General features: G+C 70.1%; 22 protein-coding genes and 1 riboswitch. Of the genes, 11 read left to right on the top strand and 11 right to left on the bottom strand.

The annotated features are described in order from the left end of the window. Window positions 1-35 precede the first annotated feature (35 nt). Window positions 36-581: a GDSL-type esterase/lipase family protein gene (locus tag AB0I18_RS43500; protein ID WP_363111316.1), complete on the bottom strand. Its 546-nt coding sequence runs from the start codon at window positions 579-581 to the stop codon at window positions 36-38. 343 nt (window positions 582-924) lie between these two features. Here AB0I18_RS43500 and AB0I18_RS43505 point away from each other — a divergent pair, with 343 nt between their 5' ends. After that, on the top strand, window positions 925-1395 hold the full coding sequence (locus AB0I18_RS43505; RefSeq protein WP_363111317.1) for a hypothetical protein: 471 nt from the start codon (window positions 925-927) through the stop codon (window positions 1393-1395). A 685-nt stretch (window positions 1396-2080) separates the two neighbouring features. Then, window positions 2081-2284 carry a hypothetical protein gene (locus tag AB0I18_RS43510; protein WP_363111318.1) on the top strand — a complete coding sequence of 68 codons (204 nt, stop codon included), beginning with the start codon at window positions 2081-2083 and terminating at the stop codon, window positions 2282-2284. 104 nt (window positions 2285-2388) lie between these two features. On the opposite strand, the gene AB0I18_RS43515 is transcribed toward AB0I18_RS43510, so the two are convergent. Both AB0I18_RS43515 and AB0I18_RS43520 read right to left on the bottom strand, forming a co-directional pair. Then, complete coding sequence (locus AB0I18_RS43515) at window positions 2389-2787, bottom strand: hypothetical protein (protein WP_363111319.1); 399 nt, start codon at window positions 2785-2787, stop codon at window positions 2389-2391. Next, the gene (locus AB0I18_RS43520; RefSeq protein ID WP_362791105.1) at window positions 2787-3056 is read right to left on the bottom strand and encodes a hypothetical protein; all 270 of its coding nucleotides are present in this window, start codon (window positions 3054-3056) and stop codon (window positions 2787-2789) included. Before AB0I18_RS43520 ends, AB0I18_RS43515 begins: the two co-directional genes overlap by 1 nt. A 394-nt stretch (window positions 3057-3450) precedes the next feature. Here AB0I18_RS43520 and AB0I18_RS43525 point away from each other — a divergent pair, with 394 nt between their 5' ends. Then, window positions 3451-4587: an 8-amino-7-oxononanoate synthase gene (locus tag AB0I18_RS43525; protein ID WP_363111320.1), complete on the top strand. Its 1137-nt coding sequence runs from the start codon at window positions 3451-3453 to the stop codon at window positions 4585-4587. Here AB0I18_RS43525 and AB0I18_RS43530 read toward each other — a convergent pair. Both AB0I18_RS43530 and AB0I18_RS43535 read right to left on the bottom strand, forming a co-directional pair. Continuing rightward, window positions 4568-4792 carry a DUF397 domain-containing protein gene (locus tag AB0I18_RS43530; RefSeq protein ID WP_363111321.1) on the bottom strand — a complete coding sequence of 75 codons (225 nt, stop codon included), beginning with the start codon at window positions 4790-4792 and terminating at the stop codon, window positions 4568-4570. The genes AB0I18_RS43525 and AB0I18_RS43530 overlap by 20 nt on opposite strands. 9 nt (window positions 4793-4801) lie before the next feature. Next, window positions 4802-5659 carry a helix-turn-helix transcriptional regulator gene (locus tag AB0I18_RS43535; RefSeq protein ID WP_363111322.1) on the bottom strand — a complete coding sequence of 286 codons (858 nt, stop codon included), beginning with the start codon at window positions 5657-5659 and terminating at the stop codon, window positions 4802-4804. Window positions 5660-5921: 262 nt separating this feature from the next. On the opposite strand from AB0I18_RS43535, the gene AB0I18_RS43540 reads away from it, so the two are divergent. Next, entirely contained in the window at window positions 5922-6365 is a 444-nt protein-coding gene (locus tag AB0I18_RS43540) for an ATP-binding protein (RefSeq protein ID WP_363111323.1), read from the top strand. Window positions 6366-6382: 17 nt separating this feature from the next. On the opposite strand, the gene AB0I18_RS43545 is transcribed toward AB0I18_RS43540, so the two are convergent. Beyond that, entirely contained in the window at window positions 6383-7300 is a 918-nt protein-coding gene (locus tag AB0I18_RS43545) for a LysR family transcriptional regulator (RefSeq protein ID WP_363111324.1), read from the bottom strand. 89 nt (window positions 7301-7389) lie between these two features. Between AB0I18_RS43545 and AB0I18_RS43550 the strand changes: the two genes are divergently transcribed. Continuing rightward, the gene (locus AB0I18_RS43550) at window positions 7390-8013 is read left to right on the top strand and encodes a LysE family translocator (protein WP_363111325.1); all 624 of its coding nucleotides are present in this window, start codon (window positions 7390-7392) and stop codon (window positions 8011-8013) included. Between the two features lies 1 nt (window position 8014). Here the strand turns inward: AB0I18_RS43550 and AB0I18_RS43555 are convergent, their stop codons facing one another. The 4 genes from AB0I18_RS43555 to AB0I18_RS43570 all read right to left on the bottom strand — a co-directional run bounded on the left by AB0I18_RS43555 (window position 8015) and on the right by AB0I18_RS43570 (window position 10570). After that, complete coding sequence (locus AB0I18_RS43555) at window positions 8015-8515, bottom strand: DUF6328 family protein (protein WP_363111326.1); 501 nt, start codon at window positions 8513-8515, stop codon at window positions 8015-8017. A 91-nt stretch (window positions 8516-8606) separates the two neighbouring features. Beyond that, the gene (locus AB0I18_RS43560) at window positions 8607-9080 is read right to left on the bottom strand and encodes a C40 family peptidase (RefSeq protein ID WP_363111327.1); all 474 of its coding nucleotides are present in this window, start codon (window positions 9078-9080) and stop codon (window positions 8607-8609) included. Between the two features lie 3 nt (window positions 9081-9083). Continuing rightward, window positions 9084-9270: riboswitch (cyclic di-AMP (ydaO/yuaA leader) on the bottom strand. A 348-nt stretch (window positions 9271-9618) separates the two neighbouring features. Further along, window positions 9619-9927, bottom strand: coding sequence for a hypothetical protein (locus tag AB0I18_RS43565; protein WP_363111328.1), 309 nt, complete (start codon window positions 9925-9927; stop codon window positions 9619-9621). A 7-nt stretch (window positions 9928-9934) separates the two neighbouring features. Further along, window positions 9935-10570 (bottom strand): ATP-dependent Clp protease proteolytic subunit, encoded by a 636-nt coding sequence (locus AB0I18_RS43570; RefSeq protein ID WP_363111329.1) that lies wholly within the window; start codon window positions 10568-10570, stop codon window positions 9935-9937. 70 nt (window positions 10571-10640) lie between these two features. On the opposite strand from AB0I18_RS43570, the gene AB0I18_RS43575 reads away from it, so the two are divergent. Beyond that, a complete protein-coding gene (locus AB0I18_RS43575; RefSeq protein WP_363111330.1) occupies window positions 10641-10919 on the top strand; it encodes a type II toxin-antitoxin system Phd/YefM family antitoxin in 279 nt (92 codons plus the stop codon). 372 nt (window positions 10920-11291) lie between these two features. Here AB0I18_RS43575 and AB0I18_RS43580 read toward each other — a convergent pair whose 3' ends face one another. Then, window positions 11292-12326: an ABC transporter permease gene (locus AB0I18_RS43580; RefSeq protein ID WP_363111331.1), complete on the bottom strand. Its 1035-nt coding sequence runs from the start codon at window positions 12324-12326 to the stop codon at window positions 11292-11294. A 201-nt stretch (window positions 12327-12527) separates the two neighbouring features. On the opposite strand from AB0I18_RS43580, the gene AB0I18_RS43585 reads away from it, so the two are divergent. The 5 genes from AB0I18_RS43585 to AB0I18_RS43605 all read left to right on the top strand — a co-directional run bounded on the left by AB0I18_RS43585 (window position 12528) and on the right by AB0I18_RS43605 (window position 16460). Further along, window positions 12528-13199 carry a TetR/AcrR family transcriptional regulator gene (locus AB0I18_RS43585; protein WP_363111332.1) on the top strand — a complete coding sequence of 224 codons (672 nt, stop codon included), beginning with the start codon at window positions 12528-12530 and terminating at the stop codon, window positions 13197-13199. 242 nt (window positions 13200-13441) lie between these two features. Beyond that, window positions 13442-13744 carry an urease subunit gamma gene (locus tag AB0I18_RS43590; RefSeq protein ID WP_033325080.1) on the top strand — a complete coding sequence of 101 codons (303 nt, stop codon included), beginning with the start codon at window positions 13442-13444 and terminating at the stop codon, window positions 13742-13744. Window positions 13745-13760: 16 nt separating this feature from the next. After that, entirely contained in the window at window positions 13761-14072 is a 312-nt protein-coding gene (locus AB0I18_RS43595) for an urease subunit beta (protein ID WP_151475444.1), read from the top strand. Then, window positions 14065-15786, top strand: coding sequence for an urease subunit alpha (locus AB0I18_RS43600; protein WP_363111333.1), 1722 nt, complete (start codon window positions 14065-14067; stop codon window positions 15784-15786). The genes AB0I18_RS43595 and AB0I18_RS43600 overlap by 8 nt, the downstream gene beginning before the upstream one ends. After that, complete coding sequence (locus AB0I18_RS43605) at window positions 15786-16460, top strand: urease accessory UreF family protein (protein ID WP_363111334.1); 675 nt, start codon at window positions 15786-15788, stop codon at window positions 16458-16460. The genes AB0I18_RS43600 and AB0I18_RS43605 overlap by 1 nt, the downstream gene beginning before the upstream one ends. The last annotated feature ends 66 nt before the right edge of the window (window positions 16461-16526 follow it).

Genomic DNA, 16526 nt, shown 5'->3' on the forward strand with positions numbered 1-16526 from the left:
CGGCGGATCAACACTCAACTCCCCGGTTCAGCAGATCAGATCCCCGCGGGTCCCTGCGAAGGATCCGCACTCAATGGCACATGTACGCGGATGACCAGGCGAGTTGACGCCATAGCCGGGCGACGGCAGGTGGTGGGGCGCGTGGAAGGTGCCTGCAACTGCTTGGCCGCCGCGTTGTACGCCGCCACCCGCGAGCCCAGGTCCGGCGTCGTCGGGATGAGGCCCAGCATGATGACGCCGGTGCCTGGCCGGTCGGCGTAGATGCGGTCGACCAGGCCGGCCAGCCGGGCGGGAGCGTTCGGGACGTCGATGCCCCGGTCGAGGTCGTTGAGGCCGATGTGCAGGATCATCACGTCGGGGCGGGCCGCGGACATCCAGCCGTCGATGCCGTCGCGGATCTGGGAGATGACGTATCCGCTGTGGCCCTCGTTGGACTGGTCGGCCAGCGTGCCGGAGTTCTGCGAACCGACGAACTGCGCGGTGTACGCGGACTGGCCGGCCACCAGGCTCGCGAGGGGCGCCCGGTACGACGACGTGGTGTCGCTGCCCACGCCCCAGGTGATCGAGTCGCCCAGGGGCATGACCCGTAACTGAGGGACGGGTGTATGGGCGGAAACCGGTCCTGCCCACCACGCGGGCCCCATGGGCACGGTGCGCGCCATCGTGACGGCCGCCGTCATCCGGGACGTTGCGCACCGAAGGGCGCCAGCAGCGCAGGGATGAGCCCGCCCAGGGCCGGGAGCTCGGCCGGGCCACCGAGGCGGGCTTGAGAGCCCGTGAGTACCCATCGCCACAGACCAGCCGCCGCTGACCACAGATGGCTGGCTGAGTGCGTCCGTTGGCGGATCGGCGGCTGTCGCCCCGTACTGGTGAACCAGGCAGGAGGCTCACGCGCGGTCCTCACCGGTCCGGTAGAAGGAGGAGATGGCAGAAACGAACGACCTGTGGCCGATCGAGGCGATGTGGCGGGCAGCCGACCTGACGCGTGCCTACCTCGCCCAGGACCCCGCCCGGGTCGCTGACTGTCTGACCGGACTGGATACCGAGTGGCTGGAGCGCGCCCTGTGCTGGCTGGTCCTCGACCACGACGCACTCTTCGACGAGCTGGGGGAACCGTCCCTGACGGTGCGCGTGATCGACGCGGTGGCGGCCCTGGCACCAGCGGAGAACGAGTTCGCGGCGACGACGGCGGTACGCCGGGTCGCGGCGAAGGAGACGGGACTCACCCACGCGGTAGAGGGTCTGGCGTTGCTGGACCAGATCCACACCATCGCGATCTGCACCGTGGTCATGATGCTGGAGGCACTCGGCCACACCCTCGCCGTGGAGCAGCTCGACGCACGGACCGTGGACTACGAACGGCGCGGCTATCCCCGGCCCTACACGCTCTCCTAGCGCCCCCGGCGCGAGCCGGGTTTCCCATCGGGCTGCCGACCTGAGCACCGACCTGGCTTCCTGCAGGACCGGTACCCCTGAAGGCGGCCTGCCGCAGGTCAGGCGGCGTTTTTTAGTGCTTCCTGAGCGACCCGCAACCAAGGAAAGCAGCCAAGCGCTGCGCCGCAGCAGAAGCGAGGCCCATCAACCGTTGTAAAGCTGAGACCTTCCGTGTTTTCTGCGTCGGCCCATGCCGTTTCCGTTGTCACAACCGATACAGGCGGTCGCCTCGTTCCACGTAGCAATCTGCACAGAAATCCGGTGCAGATCCGGGCCGAAACCCTGCGGGGCGGGCCGCCGCCTGAGTGCCGCCCGGAACACAGGCGCTGGTCACCGGCTCGCACACACGCCGGCGCGCACGGCGTCCCGCCCCCGGAAGCGCCCGGACTTCCGATCCGGATTCCGTTCCTCGATTTTGAACCTGGAGTGGAAGCAATGAATCGGTTGTGACACCGGAAAACCCCAGGTGAGCGGCCTGCGAGTGGACTGGGGGATCGACTACGGTCCTTCGAGCGTCCCCGTCACCAGCGGGGGATTCGCGTGGTGGCAGGAGTCCTGCGGGCCTGCGGGACTCCTGCCACCTTCAACCGAAACCAGTCGGCCTGCATGCCAGTGCGCGGAGCCGACCAGAGAGTTGGAGGACAGAATGACAGACATCCTCAAGCCGTGCAGTACACCGCCCGCCCCGTCGTCGGAGCGGGGGCTGCTGGTCACAGCCCGTCCCGCCGGGTGGCAGGCGCTGGGTGTCGCCCTCGCGACTGCGGCCGCGGTGTTCGCCCCCATCACCACCCCGGCTGCAGCGGCCCTGTACGTGCTGTTCGCGGTACGGCTGCGCCGCGTCCGCCTGTAGCCGCCCTCGACGCACCGCCTTGGTGCAGAGTTCAGCCCCCCATCGTTGAAGCTGCGCCGACCACCACCAGTCCGCAGACCCGGCGTACGCCGCTCGCCATCCGGTTACTGATCGGGATGGACCGCCTGGACGCCAGCGCTCTCGTACACCTCGGGCGTCAGGGTGAGCAAGAAGCGCCCGGAAGGGAAATCGGCAGAGGGCCGAGCCGCATGGATGGCGTGGACTGCCGCCCAGGAGTGGCCGACGCGCAGCAACTCGGCGGCGGTCACCGCGGCGTCGGTGTCGAACGCCTCGACGTGAACGAACCTGCGGCTGCGGATGTAGCTGAGCAGACCAGGACGCTCGACGTCGCCGGCAGTCAGCGACAGCACCGGCGCGTACAGCGTGCCGAGACCGCCGGACGCCTGGACGTAGAACGCGGCGACAGCCTCGTTGAAGGCATCCTTCGGGTCGTACAGGGCCGTGGCGGTCGTGTCATCGAGAACGACGGCGATCGCCCCCACTACGCGGCCGCCTGCGGACCTCGTGCGCCCAGCCGCTCCAGCAGCCCGCGGGCCTTCGCCTCGGCCTCCGCGCTGGGCGTCGACCCGAGAGCAGACGCGAGTTCGGCCCTGGCTTGCTCGGCGCGTTCTTCGAACTCGGCCTGGGTCGGAGTCTCCTGTGCGAGTTCCTCCACGACGCCGCGAATGGTCGTGTTGTGCTCGGCCGCGAGAACCGCGAGACGGTCCCGTACGGCGGTGCTCACCTTGATGCTCGTTTCGTCTGCTGCCATACCTGGCACCCTACCGCGATCTCCTCTACCGCGAGTAGAGGATGGAACACGGGCCCATTGGCTGTGAGGTCTCACTCTTCTGCGTGTCGATCAATTCTCCGCCGACGAGGAGACGGTACGGCCCGTCAGAGTCGACGATGCTGTCGGTCGGGGATGCGAGGGTGCTGCTCACGATGATCGTGAGAAACGATCTTCGAGCTACAGTGTGATACAGGCTCTGACCTGGTATTTCTCCTTGCTTGATTATGAGACGTGTGGGTATTGCCACATCATGGGCGGACGGCCCTCCGGCTAGGGTCTGTGAGTTGCCTACAAAAGGCCTGTGGGGCAGCCCAGGCAGAAGTCATGTGTCGGACCCCCACAGAGCACCCTCATCTCATGGCCCGGAGGACACATGGCGGGATCGCCGTTCGCGTGGATCGACGAGCAGGCGCGGGCGCGCCGCCGGGCCGGGCTCGTGCGCACCCTGCGCCCGCGGCCCGCCGACTCCCCGCTCCTCGATCTCGCGAGCAACGACTATCTGGGCCTGGCCCGGCACCCCGAGATCACCCGGGCCGCGGCGGAGGCCGCGAGAGCCTGGGGCGGCGGTGCCACCGGCTCCCGGCTCGTCACCGGCTCCACGGAGCTGCACGCCGAGCTCGAACGTGAGCTGGCCGAGTTCTGCGGCTTCGAGGCCGCGCTCGTCTTCTCCTCGGGGTACGCGGCCAACCTCGCCGCCGTCACCGCGCTCGCGCCGCACGGCTCCCTGATCGTCTCGGACGCCGGCAACCACGCCTCGCTGATCGACGGCTGCCGTCTCGCACGCGGGACCACCCAGGTCGTCGCACACGCCGATCCCGACGCCGTACGCAAGGCGCTGGGCACGCATCCCGGGCCTGCCGTCGTCGTCTCGGACACGGTGTTCTCCGTCGACGGCGACGCGGCCCCGCTCGCCGGACTCGCCGCCGCCTGCCGGGAGTCCGGCGCCGCCCTGGTCGTGGACGACGCACACGGCCTCGGCGTACTCGGCGACGGCGGCCGGGGCGCACCCTCGGCGGCCGGGCTCGCGGGCGCGCCCGACGTCGTCACCACCGTGACGCTGTCGAAGTCGTTCGGCAGCCAGGGCGGCGCTGTCCTCGGTCCGGCCCCGGTCATCGACCACCTGGTCAACGCGGCCCGCACCTTCATCTTCGACACCGGTCTGGCCCCGGCCGCGGCGGGGGCGGCTCTCGCGGCGCTGCGGCTGCTGCGCCGCGAACCGGAACGGGCCGCACGCGCGCGTGCGGTGGCGACAGCACTGTACGAGCGGCTGACGGCCGAGGGTCTGGAAGCCGTACGGCCGGACGCGGCCGTCGTCTCCGTGCGCGCACCCTCTCCCGAGCAGGCCGTGCGCTGGGCCGCGGACTGCCGCGAGGCGGGACTGGCCGTCGGCTGCTTCCGTCCCCCGTCGGTGCCGGACGGTATCTCACGGCTGCGTCTCACCGCCCGCGCGGACCTCACCGACGGGCAGCTCGACCGTGCCGTACAGGTGATCAGTGAAGCGCGGCGATAAAGCCCTCCCAGGCTGCGGGGGCGAAGAGCAGTGCGGGTCCCGACGTGTTCTTCGAGTCGCGCACCGCGAGAAGACCGGCCCACGGACCGGAGCCAGGACGAGCGGTCTCGACGCAGTTGTTCATTCCCGTGCTGCGGCTGCTGCGCTGCCACCGCACACCGTGCAGTCGGGTGCTTGAAGGTACGTACTGAGGCAGGGCGGTCATGGTGCCTCCTTATGCGCCGTCAGCTACACCGGCGATGAAATCCAACGTGTCCTCGGGCGAAAGGGCGTGGATCTGAAGGGAGTTGAAGGCCTCGCTGTAGGCCTGGAGGTCTTCTTTCCGTTCGAGATAGAGGCTACTCGTCAAGTGGTCGAGAACAACCACATCCAGATCAGATGTGTTCGGAAAAGAGAAGATAACGAAAGGGCCAGCGAGTCCGATGTGAGCCCCGGTGCCGAAAGGCAGTACCTGAATCCGCACGTGAGGCCGTTGCGCGGCCTCCCGGAGATGCCTCAACTGCCCCGCCATCACCTCCGGTCCACCGACCGACCGCCGCAGCACCGCCTCGTCCAGGACGGCGTTCAGCCGGAGCGGCGGATTCGAACGCAGCACGTCCTGGCGGGCGAGACGCACCTCCACCAGCGCGTCGACCTTGCCGGCGGGCGCCCCGTCCACCACGGCCCGCGTCACCTCGCGGGCGTACTCCGGCGTCTGCAGCAACCCCGGCACCACGGAGTTCTCCAGCGTGCGCATCGTGCTGGCCTGCGACTCCAGGCTGATGAAGTCGCGGTACGCGGGCGGCAGCAGGCCCCGGTACGCGTGCCACCAGTGGTGCCGGCCGTCGTCGTCGGAGCTCGCCAGCACCACGAGCAACTCGTGCAGCTCCGGCTCCCGGACGTCGTACGCGTCCAGCAGCAGCCGTACGTCGGCCGGCTTGACCCCGCTGCGGCCGGTCTCGATCCGGCTCACCTTGGACTGGTGCCAGCCCACGAGCCGGGCTGCCTGGCCGCTCGTGAGCCCCGCACGGGCACGCAGGGCGCGCAGTTCGGCGCCGAGTCTCCGGCGACGCACCGCGGGACCATACTGCATGGCCGTCTCCTTCCGACCGTCGCGCCAGCGCTATATCGTCCGGCGTCACGCCGACCGTAGAGGACGAACCGGGCCCCCACCCAAATACGGTCGACCGTCGTAGAGTTCACCGCTTCGAGCGACAGATATATGCATATCTCGGTGGATCGGCACCGTGAACGGCGAGGTAGTGGCACTCTGGCGCAAGCACCAGTCCGGGACCGTACTCGAATCATCCGCTTCGTGTCGGGTCCCGGTCCCGTGGGAAAGGGACGACGTCGCCATGGCAGATCACCAGGAAGCATCCGTCACTCTGCCGAGCGATCCCGCCTCGGTCTCCGCCGCCCGAACCTACGTCACCGACGTCCTTGCCGAATGGGGACTTCCGGTCGACTCGGAAGTCGCCGACACCATTCGGCTGATCGTCTCCGAACTGGCCACCAACGCCGTGCAGCACACGTTCGGGCAGTCACCCACCTTCACGGTGGACATCGAACTCGACCGTGACGAGCAGCTGCGCATCGGTGTGACGGACAGCCATCCGCGCTTCCCGAAACGTCTGCCCGCGGCCGTCCAGCAGGACAACGGCCGCGGCATGGTGATCGTCCGCTGGCTGACCGTCGAGCGCGGCGGCAAGTTGACGGTCCGGCCCACCAGGGAGGGCGGCAAGACGGTGTCGATCATGCTGCCCTGGACGGCGCCGGTCCAGCCGGTGACAGCCGACTGAGAGCCGTGCCCGAACGGTCAGTTGTGCTGCGCGGCGCGTCCGAAGACGCCGCGCAGCAGGGCCCGGAAGGCATCGGCCGCGGGTGCCACCTCGTCGGTCCGGTGGACGACCGAGATCGTACGGCGCAGGTCGCCCGGCTCCAGCAGGCGCGTGCCGACCGGGGTGATCGAGGTCCTGGCCACCATCTCCGGCACCACCGCGATCCCGAGGCCCGCGCTCGCCAGGGCGCACACCAGGGCGTACCCGGGCGTCGTGACGACGACCGACGGGGCGGCTCCGGTCCGGGCCAGGACGGCCTCCACGGACTGCCGGACCGGATGGTCCGGCGCCATGCTGATCAGCGGCTGGCCGGCCAGCTCGGTCAGCGGCAGCCTTGACGAGCCACTCGTGAGGACGTGCCCGGGAGCGGTCACCAGAACCAGCTCCTCGACCAGCACCGGCTCCGCGGACACCGTCGCGGGCAGTCGCACCGGCTCCGCGGGCTCATAGGTGTGCGTCAGCGCCAGGTCCACCTCCCCGGCGGCCACCGCCGCGACGCCGTCCGGCGGGTCGTAGTTCGCGACGGTCAGCCGCACGCCGGGATGAGCACGGCGGAACGCACTGAGCACCGGCGGCAGCAGATGGATCCCGGCCGTCTGGAAGGTGCCGACCCGCAGAGTCCCGCCGGACAGACCCGCCAGGCCCGCCAGCTCGTGCCGGGCCCGCTCCAGTTCGTCCAGCACCCGGCGCGCCCGCGCCACGAGCAGCTCGCCCGCACCCGTCAGCCGGGTCCCGCGGTGATGACGTACGAGCAGTGCCGTGCCCGCCTCCCGCTCCAGCTTGGCGAGCTGCTGGGACAGCGCGGGCGTGGTGTACCCGAGACGCTCGGCGGCCCGGGTGATCGAGCCCGCCTCGGCGACCGCCACCAGTGCCGCGAGCCGCGTGGGATCGTACAAACGAAACTCCCAGACTAAAGAGTTGCTTAAGTCAGACCCAGGATATTCGACATACCTGCTGAAGGCTTCGAGCGGGCACGCTGGTGCCCATGGACGCACAGCTCATCGCCTTCACCGGGGTCGCCGCCGGCATGGTCGCCATGCCGGGCGCCGACTTCACCGTCGTCGTACGCAACGCCCTGGTCTCCCGCCGGGCCGGGATCGCGTGCGGGCTCGGGATCGTGGGAGCGCTCGTCGTCCATGCGACGCTGGCCGTCGCCGGAGTGGCGGCGGTGCTGGCCGCCGCGCCCGCGCTCTTCCGGGCGCTCCAGATGCTCGGCGGGGCCTATGTGCTCTACCTGGGCGTACGGACATTGCAGGTCGTACGCGGGCCGCGTACGGCGGAGGCCGACGGCATGCCCGCGGTGTCGGGGAGCCGGGCGCTGCGCCAGGGGTTCGTCACCAACGCCCTCAATCCGAAGGTGACGATCACCTTCCTGAGCCTGCTGCCGCAGTTCGTGCCCGACGGGAGCCCGGCGATGCCGCGGACGCTGCTGCTCGCGCTGATCGTGATGGCACTCGCCCTCGTCTGGTTCCAGGCGGTCGCGCTGCTCGTGGACCGGCTCGGGCCGTGGCTGCGCAGGCCGCGTACGGCACGCGCCATCGAGGCCGTCACCGGTACGGCCCTCACGGTGCTCGGGCTCGGGCTCGTCCTAGAACCGCTGCTCGGCTGAGCTATTCGTCGTCCCGGTCCCTGTCGATCGAGCGTCGCACCAGTATCGGCACGAGCCCCCACAGGCCGACGCACACCAGCAGCGTGCTCGCGCCGGCCGCGATGCCTCCGGCCCGGCCCACCGCCACGTCCACCACCAGGAGGACCGACCCGGTGAGGGCGAGTGCGAGGACGACCATCCCGGCCTGGGCCAGTCGCGACGAGACGTGTACGACCTGGGGCTTGGCGCCCTGCTGGAACAACCGGCGGTGCAGGGCGGCCGGGGCGGTGAAGAGTGCGGCGGCGATGACCCCGAGCAGCAGCGTGGTGACGTACGTGGCGCGTTGCATCGTGTCGAGGGACGGGAAGCGCGGGGTGAACGCGAGGGTCAGCAGGAAGGCGAAGAGGATCTGTACGCCGGTCTGCGTGACGCGCAGTTCCTGGAGGAGTTCGCCGAAGTTGCGGTCTGCGCGTTCGAGCGGCGTCTCGTTGCGCTCCTTGTGGTGCGGACGTTGGTCGGCCATAGGTGAATGGGTAACCAATCGGCCACGCGAATCACGCGAACCACGCTCTGAGCGGGTGGCGGCGGTGATCGCCGCCACCCACTCGGTCGGGTCACCTCACCCGGCCGTACCAGACGCTCTTCGTCCAGATCTTCTGCAGCTTCACCACTTCCCCGGTCTTCGGGGAGTGCCAGATCCGTCCCTTCCCGGCGTAGATGCCGACGTGGTACACGTTCCGGCCCGAGTGGAAGAACACCAGGTCTCCCTGCTTCCGCTTCGAAGCGGAGACATGGTTCGTCTTGTTGTATTGCGCCGCGGCCGTGCGGGGCAGTGACTTGCCGGCCTTCTTGTACGAGTAGAGCGTGAGGCCGGAGCAGTCGAAGCGCTTGGGCCCTGCGGCTCCGTACTTGTACGGGGAGCCCTTCTTGGAGGCCGCCACCTGAAGCGCCTTCGTCGCGGGAGTGGCCGCTTCGGCGTTCGTCGCGAAGCCTGGGGCCACGAGGCCGCCGCCGACGGCGGCGATGGTGAGAGCCGATGCGGTACCGGCCCTGGTGAACAGCGACGGGACACGATTGAGCGCAGTCATGCGCAACCCTTCGTCAGCCGCCTGTGAAGGATGACCTGTCGGATTCGGGCTGGCGAAGTTGCCCGGCCGCGGCTGCGGCTTCACCCCAAGGGCCACTCGGATCTCTCCGGCGGCCCGTCGTGCTTGGGTCCTCCACTCCTGCCGATGCACTTCTGTCGACCGGGCATCCGGGCAGCGGCAGGACTCGGCGTCCGCCCGGACCGCCCCGCCGCTTGTGGCGGGGGCTTGTCGTCGGAAGGGATCTTGACGCACTGATGTCGGAAAAACCGAGCGGATTCGGTGATTTGTGGGGTTACTCACCACTCACCCGTTCGGGTGGACAGCTCTCTGTTCGGGAGGGTGTCGACAGGGTCAAGGACGTTCGTACCAGCACCGGAACGCCTTATTCCGTCCGGTGGGTAGGCGCGTTGCGCAACTCTCGCGGGCCTTCGGAGGCAGCTGCGACTACGCCGTTCGGGGGTACACCATCTGGTCCGTTTCGCGCCGCGCCCGGACGCCTCGTCAGATGCCTGCGTGACGCCGGGCCGGTGCGGGTGCGTCAGGTGTCGGAGTCGGGCGGCAGGGCGACCCGGCCCGCCCGGCGCTCGCCGTCGAGGACGCGCAGCGCCCGGGCCAGGGTCGGCGCGTGCACCTCGTGCTCGCCCCGCTGGTGCATCAGGGTCAGCGCGTCGCGCAGCGCGCCGGCCTTGTCGACCAGCGCCTGGGCCGCGCGCAGTCCGCTGTAGGTGTGGTGGGCGCGGGCCGGGTTGATCCGGCCGAGGAGGTCGACCACCTCCAGGTAACGGTCGATCAGTTCGGCCTCCGCGCGGGTCAGGGCCGGCAGCGGGGGCAACTCGGGTGGGAGCACCGGGCGTTCACCTCGCGCCGGATGCGCCGCGGGTGGCCTTGCGGCTCGGGATGATCTGGTCGACAAGGCCGTACTCCAGCGCCGCCGGCGCCTCCAGGATCTTGTCCCGCTCGATGTCCGCGCCGATCCGCTCCCGGCTCTGGCCTGTGTGCCGGGCGAGCATCTCCTCCAACTGGGCCCGGGTCCGCATCAGTTCGTCGGCCTGGATGGCCAGGTCGGACGCCTGTCCCTGGATCGGCTCGGCGAACGACGGCTGGTGGATCAGTACGCGGGCACCCGGCAGCGCGTACCGCTTGCCGGGCGTGCCCGCCGCCAGCAGCACGGCCGCGGCCGACCCCGCCTGCCCCAGGCAGATGGTCTCGATCTCGCAGGTGACGAACTGCATCGTGTCGTAGACGGCCGTCATCGCGCTGAACGAGCCGCCGGGGGAGTTGATGTAGAGCGAGATGTCCCGGTCCGGGGACTGGTACTCGAGATGCATGAACTGCGCCATCACGTCATTCGCCGAAGTGTCGTCGATCGGCGTCCCGAGGAACACGATCCGCTCTTCGAGGAGCTTCGAGTACGGGTCCATGGTCCGGGTTCCCGAGCTTGTGCGTTCGGTGAACTCGGGCAGCACGTAGCGGGCGGACGGTCGGGTCATGACACACGCCTCCTCCGGGAGAGGTCCTGTAAAAAATGTACAGGACGTACATGACGTTATGATGGGGAGCATGGCCTACGAGATTCCGGTGACGCAAGCCAGGGCTGAGCTCGCCGACCTGATCAACCGGGTGGTGTACGGCAACGAGCGCGTCGTCGTGACGCGGCACGGGAAGCCCCTTGTCGCCCTGGTCTCCGCCACTGACCTGGAACGACTCGACGAACTCGACGCCGCGGCGGAGGAGCAGGTGATCAGCGCCGTCTCCAGCGTCCGCGAGGTCGCGTCCGCTCCCCGCGAACGACAGCGGTTCGGTATCGCGGCGGAGCACCGGGGGCCGAACGCGTCGTAGGCCCCGAGGGCCCAACGTGTCGGAGTGGTCGGGGCCTTGGGGCGTACGGCGGGGTGGTACCGGTGCGTGGGCGCGGTACGTCGCCCGTGGCCGGGCCGATGGCCGAGCGGGCGGGCGGCGCGGGGCTTCTGGCGCGTGGGCATGTCTTTGGGGCAGGCAAGCAGACAGGCGGGCGGGGCCGAACCGGGCGGCTGGTCGCCTTGCGCGATACGGCGGCCTGGCGCGCGGTGCGTCAGCCGAGCGGTGTGTCAGCCCAGTGGTGTGTCAGCCAGGCAGAAAAGAGACCGCGCACCCCCGTCCGCTACAGCGGGGGCACGCGGTCGGTCCGGGCGGACGGACGGTCGATCGAGGGGATCGAGGGGTCGGCGTCGGTCAGCCCACCAGGGCGGGCTCACGGTGCGCGGCCGGCTGGGCCGGGGCCTTGCGTCGCTGCAGCGTGCTGCCCAGCAGGACGGCTCCCAGGCCGAGCGCGGCCCACCAGGCGAGGGTGAGCGCGGGGCCGAAGGCGGCGGCCCCGTCGAAGAACGAGACCGAGCGCATCAGCGAGGCGCCCGCGCCCGGCGGCAGCCACTGGCCGATCGTGCCGACCGGCTCCGGCAGCATCTCGGGCGCCGAGCCCGCACCGGAGAACGGGTTGCCGAGCAGCATCACGATGAACGCGCCGACACCGATGCCCCGCCGGCCGAGCAGGGCCGCGAGGCCCGCGACGGCGCCGCTCACCGCCACCGTGGACAGGCCGAGGGCGGCAGCCTCGGCCCACCAGTTCCCGGTGAACACCCCCAGCCAGCTGTCGGCGATGGTGGCGGCCGCCACGCCGACCAGGACGGCCGCGCCGGTCAACGCGCCGGCCGCGCGCCAGCCGCGCAGCCCCAGCAGGGTCACCACGGCTCCCGCGGCGATACCGGCCAGTGCCAGCGGCAGCACGCTCGACGTGAGGGCCGCGCCGCGCGGGTCGTCCGCGGAGGCCGGCACGACGTCGACCGTCGGTACCTGCGCGCCGCCGCTCTGCTGAGCCACCGCCTGCTGAAGCGTCTGGGCCACCACCGGGCTCGCGGCCGAGGCGGTCAGCAGCTTCGGGCCCCGCTCGGTGACGACGATCGCGCCGTATACGGTCCGGTCCTCGATGGCGTCCCGGGCGGCGCTCTCGTCGGCGTAACGGTGGATCTCGAAGGCTCCCTCGCGTTCTTCGAGCTGCTTCTGCACCGGTGCGGTCGCGGTCGCCGGACCCGCCACGCCCAGGGGCAGCTCCTGCGGTGCGGTCCGGGCCGCGGGCCAGGCGAAGGCCCACAGGGCGAAGGCCGCCAGGAGGGGGGTCAGTACGACGGTGACCGCGATACGGCGGCCGTGCGAGGGCGGCGACGGGGGAGGCGGTGCTGTGTCGGTGCGCGTAGCGGAGGGGACGGACATGGCGTTCCTCGATTCGGATGTGGCGGGCGCGAGGGCCCTCGACGGTCCTCGGTGGGGGCCGTCCGTCCCGGTGGGAGGGGCGGGGACCGGTCCGGAGGAGCCGTCGGACAAAAAGAAGGATCGTTCGTTTTAGGTTCTGGCGTCACTGTCCCGCCGGTGCGCGACCTTGTCAAGAAGGAATGTTCGTTTTAGTTTGCTTACATGGCCCGCGTATCCCAGGAACACCTCGACGCCCGGCGCCGCCAGATCCTCGACGGCGCGGCCCGCTGCTTCTCCCGTAACGGCTTCCACGCCACGTCGATGCAGGACGTGCTGAAAGAGGTGGACCTCTCGGCGGGAGCCGTCTACCGCTACTTCGGCGGCAAGGACGAACTGATCGCCGCCATCGTCAACGAGGTCCTCACGGGTATCCGCAACGCCTTCGAGGAGGCGGCCAGGCAGACCCCGCCTCCGCCGCCCGACGTCCTCGTGGGCTGGGCCATGGACGAGGTCCTCGGCATGGGGAGTGGCGGTCCCAAGAAGGGGGTTCTGACCTGGGAAGGAGAGGGCAACTTCCCTCGGCTGATGGTCCAGGTCTGGACGGAGACGATGCGTAACGAGGAACTGGCGGCGGTGATGCGCGATGGCTTCGCCAAGGTGCGGGCCACCTGGACGAAGATCGTCGAGGGCTACCAGGAGGCCGGGATGATGCGGGCGGACATCCCCGCCGACCATGTCGCCAGAACCATGATCGCTACCGCCCAGGGCTTCGCCGCCCAGCAGGCACTCTTCGGTTCGGCGCCCGTCGAGGTGATTCAGGACGGTCTACGGGCGCTGATGAGCGTGGAGCCGCCGCGCTCAGGGCCGTCGGCGAGCGCGGGGCCGGCACGGTGATCCGCCGAGATCCCCGCGTGGCGGTTAACGTCCCTGAAATCCCGCGCAACTAACCTGCACCACCACGTCACCAGGGGTTTTCGCGGCGGGGATGCGCAGAGTCGCGTTTTCCGGCCGTGTACCGCAGTCGCACACCGCATGAGTCACGCACGCGTGAGCCGCGCACTGCGATCGGACCCGTTGTGGTGGCTGCGGCAGCCGGACCCCGCACGGTCCGGAGCGAGGACTGTGAGGTGGACGCCGTGCAACTGACGCCGCACGAGCAGGAGAGGCTGCTCATCCATGTGGCCGCCGATGTGGCCGAGAAGCGCCGGGCCCGGGGACTGAAACTGAACCACCCCGAGGCCGTCGCTCTGATCACCTCGCACATTCTCGAAGGAGCCAGGGACGGCCGCACCGTGGCCGAACTCATGAACTCCGGGCGCAAGATCCTCACCCGCGAGGACGTCATGGAAGGCATCCCCGAGATGATCCACGACGTCCAGGTGGAGGCCACCTTCCCGGACGGCACCAAGCTCGTCACCGTCCACGACCCGATCGTCTGACGGGGGAGCGGCAGCCATGATTCCCGGAGAGATCCTCTTCGCCGACGGACCCGTCGCCTTCAACGAAGGCCTTGAGGTCACCAGGCTCACCGTCCTCAACGCCGCCGACCGGCCCGTCCAGGTCGGCTCCCACTACCACTTCGCCGAGGCCAACCCCGGTCTGGACTTCGACCGCGCCGCAGCGCGCGGCAAGCGCCTCAACGTCTCCGCCGGCACCGCCGTGCGTTTCGAGCCCGGGATCCCCGTCGACGTCGAACTCGTTCCGCTCACCGGCGCCCGTGTGGTGCCCGGCCTGCGCGGCGAGACCGGAGGTGCCCTCGATGCCTGAGATCTCGCGTGCCGCGTACGCCGATCTGTTCGGCCCCACCACCGGCGACCGGATCCGGCTCGCCGACACCGATCTGCTGATCGAGATCGAGGAGGATCGTTCCGGCGGCCCCGGACGCGCCGGTGACGAAGCCGTGTTCGGCGGCGGCAAGGTCATCCGCGAGTCCATGGGCCAGTCGCGTGCTACGCGCGCAGACGGCACTCCCGACACCGTCATCACGGGCGCGGTCATCGTCGACCACTGGGGGATCATCAAGGCCGACGTCGGCATCCGCGACGGCCGGATCACCGGCATCGGCAAGGCGGGCAACCCGGACACCATGGACGGGGTGCACCCGGACCTGGTGATCGGTCCGGAGACCGAGATCATCGCGGGCAACGGGCGGATTCTGACGGCGGGGGCCATCGACGCCCATGTGCACCTGATCTGTCCGCAGATCGCTGACGAGGCGCTCGCCTCCGGGATTACGACGCTCGTCGGCGGCGGCACCGGTCCCGCCGAGGGGTCCAAGGCCACGACCGTCACCCCCGGCCCCTGGCACCTGGCCAGGATGCTGGAGGCGATGGAGGAGTACCCCCTCAACTTCGGGCTGCTCGGCAAGGGCAACACCGTCTCCCAGGAGGCGATGCTGTCGCAGCTGCGCGGCGGGGCGCTCGGGCTCAAGCTGCACGAGGACTGGGGTTCCACGCCAGCCGTCATCGACGCCGCGCTCACCGTCGCGGACCGGACCGGCGCGCAGATCGCCATCCACACGGACACGCTCAACGAGGCAGGGTTCGTGGCCGACACGCTCGCCGCGATCGCGGGGCGTACGATCCACGCGTACCACACGGAGGGTGCGGGCGGCGGGCACGCGCCGGACATCATGACCGTGGTCTCCGAGGGCCACGTGCTGCCCAGTTCGACCAACCCGACCCGGCCCTACACCGTCAACACCGCCGAGGAACACCTCGACATGCTGATGGTCTGCCACCACCTCAACGCGGCGGTCCCCGAGGACCTGGCCTTCGCCGAGTCCCGCATCCGGCCCTCCACGATCGGGGCCGAGGACATCCTGCACGACCTCGGCGCGATCTCGATCATCTCCTCCGACGCGCAGGCCATGGGGCGGGTGGGCGAGGTCATCATGCGGACGTGGCAGACCGCGCACGTCATGAAGCGGCGTCGTGGCGCGCTGCCCGGCGACGGGCGCGCGGACAACCACCGGGTACGTCGCTATGTCGCCAAGTACACGATCAACCCGGCCCTCGCGCAGGGTCTCGCCCGTGAGATCGGTTCTGTCGAAACCGGGAAGCTGGCCGACCTGGTGCTGTGGGAGCCCGCGTTCTTCGGGGTCAAGCCGCATCTCGTCGTCAAGGGCGGGCAGATCGCCTACGCGCAGATGGGCGACGCCAACGCGTCCATCCCCACACCGCAGCCGATCCTGCCCCGACCGATGTTCGGGGCGATCGGACGGGCCCCGGCCGCCAATTCGTTCAACTTCGTGGCGCCGATCGCGATCGAGGACGGGCTGCCGGAGCGGCTCGGGCTCGGGAAGCGGTTCGTGCCGATCGAGTCGACGCGCGGGGTGACCAAGGCGGACATGCGGGAGAACGACGCGCGGCCGCGGGTGCGGGTCGATCCCGACAGCTTCGCCGTCACCATCGACGGGGAGCTCGTCGAGGCCACGCCTGCCGCCGAACTGCCCATGGCCCAGCGTTACTTCCTCTTCTGATGTCCCGTGCCGCGCTGCTCGTTCTGGCCGACGGTCGGTTCCCCGCCGGAGGGCATGCCCACTCCGGTGGGGCGGAGGCCGCGGTCAAGGCCGGCCGGGTCACCGGAGCCGCGAGTCTGGAGGCGTTCTGCCGGGGGCGGTTGCATACGGCCGGGCTGGTGGCCGCCTCGCTGGCCGCGGGCGCTGTGCTCGGGCTTGATCCGGTGGAGCTGGACGGTGCCGCGGACGCCCGTACGCCGTCGCCCGCTCTGCGGGTTGCCGCGCGGAAGCTCGGGCGGCAGTTGATGCGGGCCGCCCGGGCCACCTGGCCGTCCGCCGAACTCGACGCGCTGGCACGGGAGTTCCCCAAGGGGGCGCATCAGCCGGTTGTGCTCGGGCTTGCGGCGCGGGCCGCGGGGCTCGGGGCCGAGGATGCCGCGTACTGCTCTGTGTACGAGAGTGTCAGTGGGCCGGCGAGTGCCACTGTGCGGTTGCTGAGTCTTGATCCGTTCGATGCCACCGGGGTGTTGGCCCGGTTGGCGCCTGAGTTGGACTCTGTTGTGCGGCAGGCGGTCGATGCGGCGCGGGCGGCCGTCGACGGTGGGGTCGATGTGCTGCCTGCGGCTTCGGCGCCGATGTTGGAGATCGGGGCGGAGGTGCATGCTGCTTGGGCTGTGCGGTTGTTCGCGTCGTAGGGCCTTCATCGCCCCCGCCGCCCCTACCCGTCCCGTCCCCTGGGGGCTGCCGCCCCCAGACCCCCG

Origin of the sequence: Streptomyces sp. NPDC050704 (genome assembly GCF_040654355.1) — a bacterium.
GTDB lineage: Bacteria > Actinomycetota > Actinomycetes > Streptomycetales > Streptomycetaceae > Streptomyces.

Coding starts and splice junctions, on each gene's coding strand:
- AB0I18_RS43500 (WP_363111316.1), bottom strand. CDS start 581: ATGCCCCTGGGCGACTCGATCACCTGGGGCGTGGGCAGCGACACCACG.
- AB0I18_RS43595 (WP_151475444.1), top strand. CDS start 13,761: ATGATTCCCGGAGAGATCCTCTTCGCCGACGGACCCGTCGCCTTCAAC.
- AB0I18_RS43560 (WP_363111327.1), bottom strand. CDS start 9,080: ATGACTGCGCTCAATCGTGTCCCGTCGCTGTTCACCAGGGCCGGTACC.
- AB0I18_RS43585 (WP_363111332.1), top strand. CDS start 12,528: ATGGCCCGCGTATCCCAGGAACACCTCGACGCCCGGCGCCGCCAGATC.
- AB0I18_RS43570 (WP_363111329.1), bottom strand. CDS start 10,570: ATGACCCGACCGTCCGCCCGCTACGTGCTGCCCGAGTTCACCGAACGC.
- AB0I18_RS43505 (WP_363111317.1), top strand. CDS start 925: ATGGCAGAAACGAACGACCTGTGGCCGATCGAGGCGATGTGGCGGGCA.
- AB0I18_RS43535 (WP_363111322.1), bottom strand. CDS start 5,659: ATGCAGTATGGTCCCGCGGTGCGTCGCCGGAGACTCGGCGCCGAACTG.
- AB0I18_RS43530 (WP_363111321.1), bottom strand. CDS start 4,792: ATGACCGCCCTGCCTCAGTACGTACCTTCAAGCACCCGACTGCACGGT.
- AB0I18_RS43600 (WP_363111333.1), top strand. CDS start 14,065: ATGCCTGAGATCTCGCGTGCCGCGTACGCCGATCTGTTCGGCCCCACC.
- AB0I18_RS43510 (WP_363111318.1), top strand. CDS start 2,081: ATGACAGACATCCTCAAGCCGTGCAGTACACCGCCCGCCCCGTCGTCG.
- AB0I18_RS43580 (WP_363111331.1), bottom strand. CDS start 12,326: ATGTCCGTCCCCTCCGCTACGCGCACCGACACAGCACCGCCTCCCCCG.
- AB0I18_RS43520 (WP_362791105.1), bottom strand. CDS start 3,056: ATGGCAGCAGACGAAACGAGCATCAAGGTGAGCACCGCCGTACGGGAC.
- AB0I18_RS43555 (WP_363111326.1), bottom strand. CDS start 8,515: ATGGCCGACCAACGTCCGCACCACAAGGAGCGCAACGAGACGCCGCTC.
- AB0I18_RS43605 (WP_363111334.1), top strand. CDS start 15,786: ATGTCCCGTGCCGCGCTGCTCGTTCTGGCCGACGGTCGGTTCCCCGCC.
- AB0I18_RS43575 (WP_363111330.1), top strand. CDS start 10,641: ATGGCCTACGAGATTCCGGTGACGCAAGCCAGGGCTGAGCTCGCCGAC.
- AB0I18_RS43540 (WP_363111323.1), top strand. CDS start 5,922: ATGGCAGATCACCAGGAAGCATCCGTCACTCTGCCGAGCGATCCCGCC.
- AB0I18_RS43550 (WP_363111325.1), top strand. CDS start 7,390: ATGGACGCACAGCTCATCGCCTTCACCGGGGTCGCCGCCGGCATGGTC.
- AB0I18_RS43525 (WP_363111320.1), top strand. CDS start 3,451: ATGGCGGGATCGCCGTTCGCGTGGATCGACGAGCAGGCGCGGGCGCGC.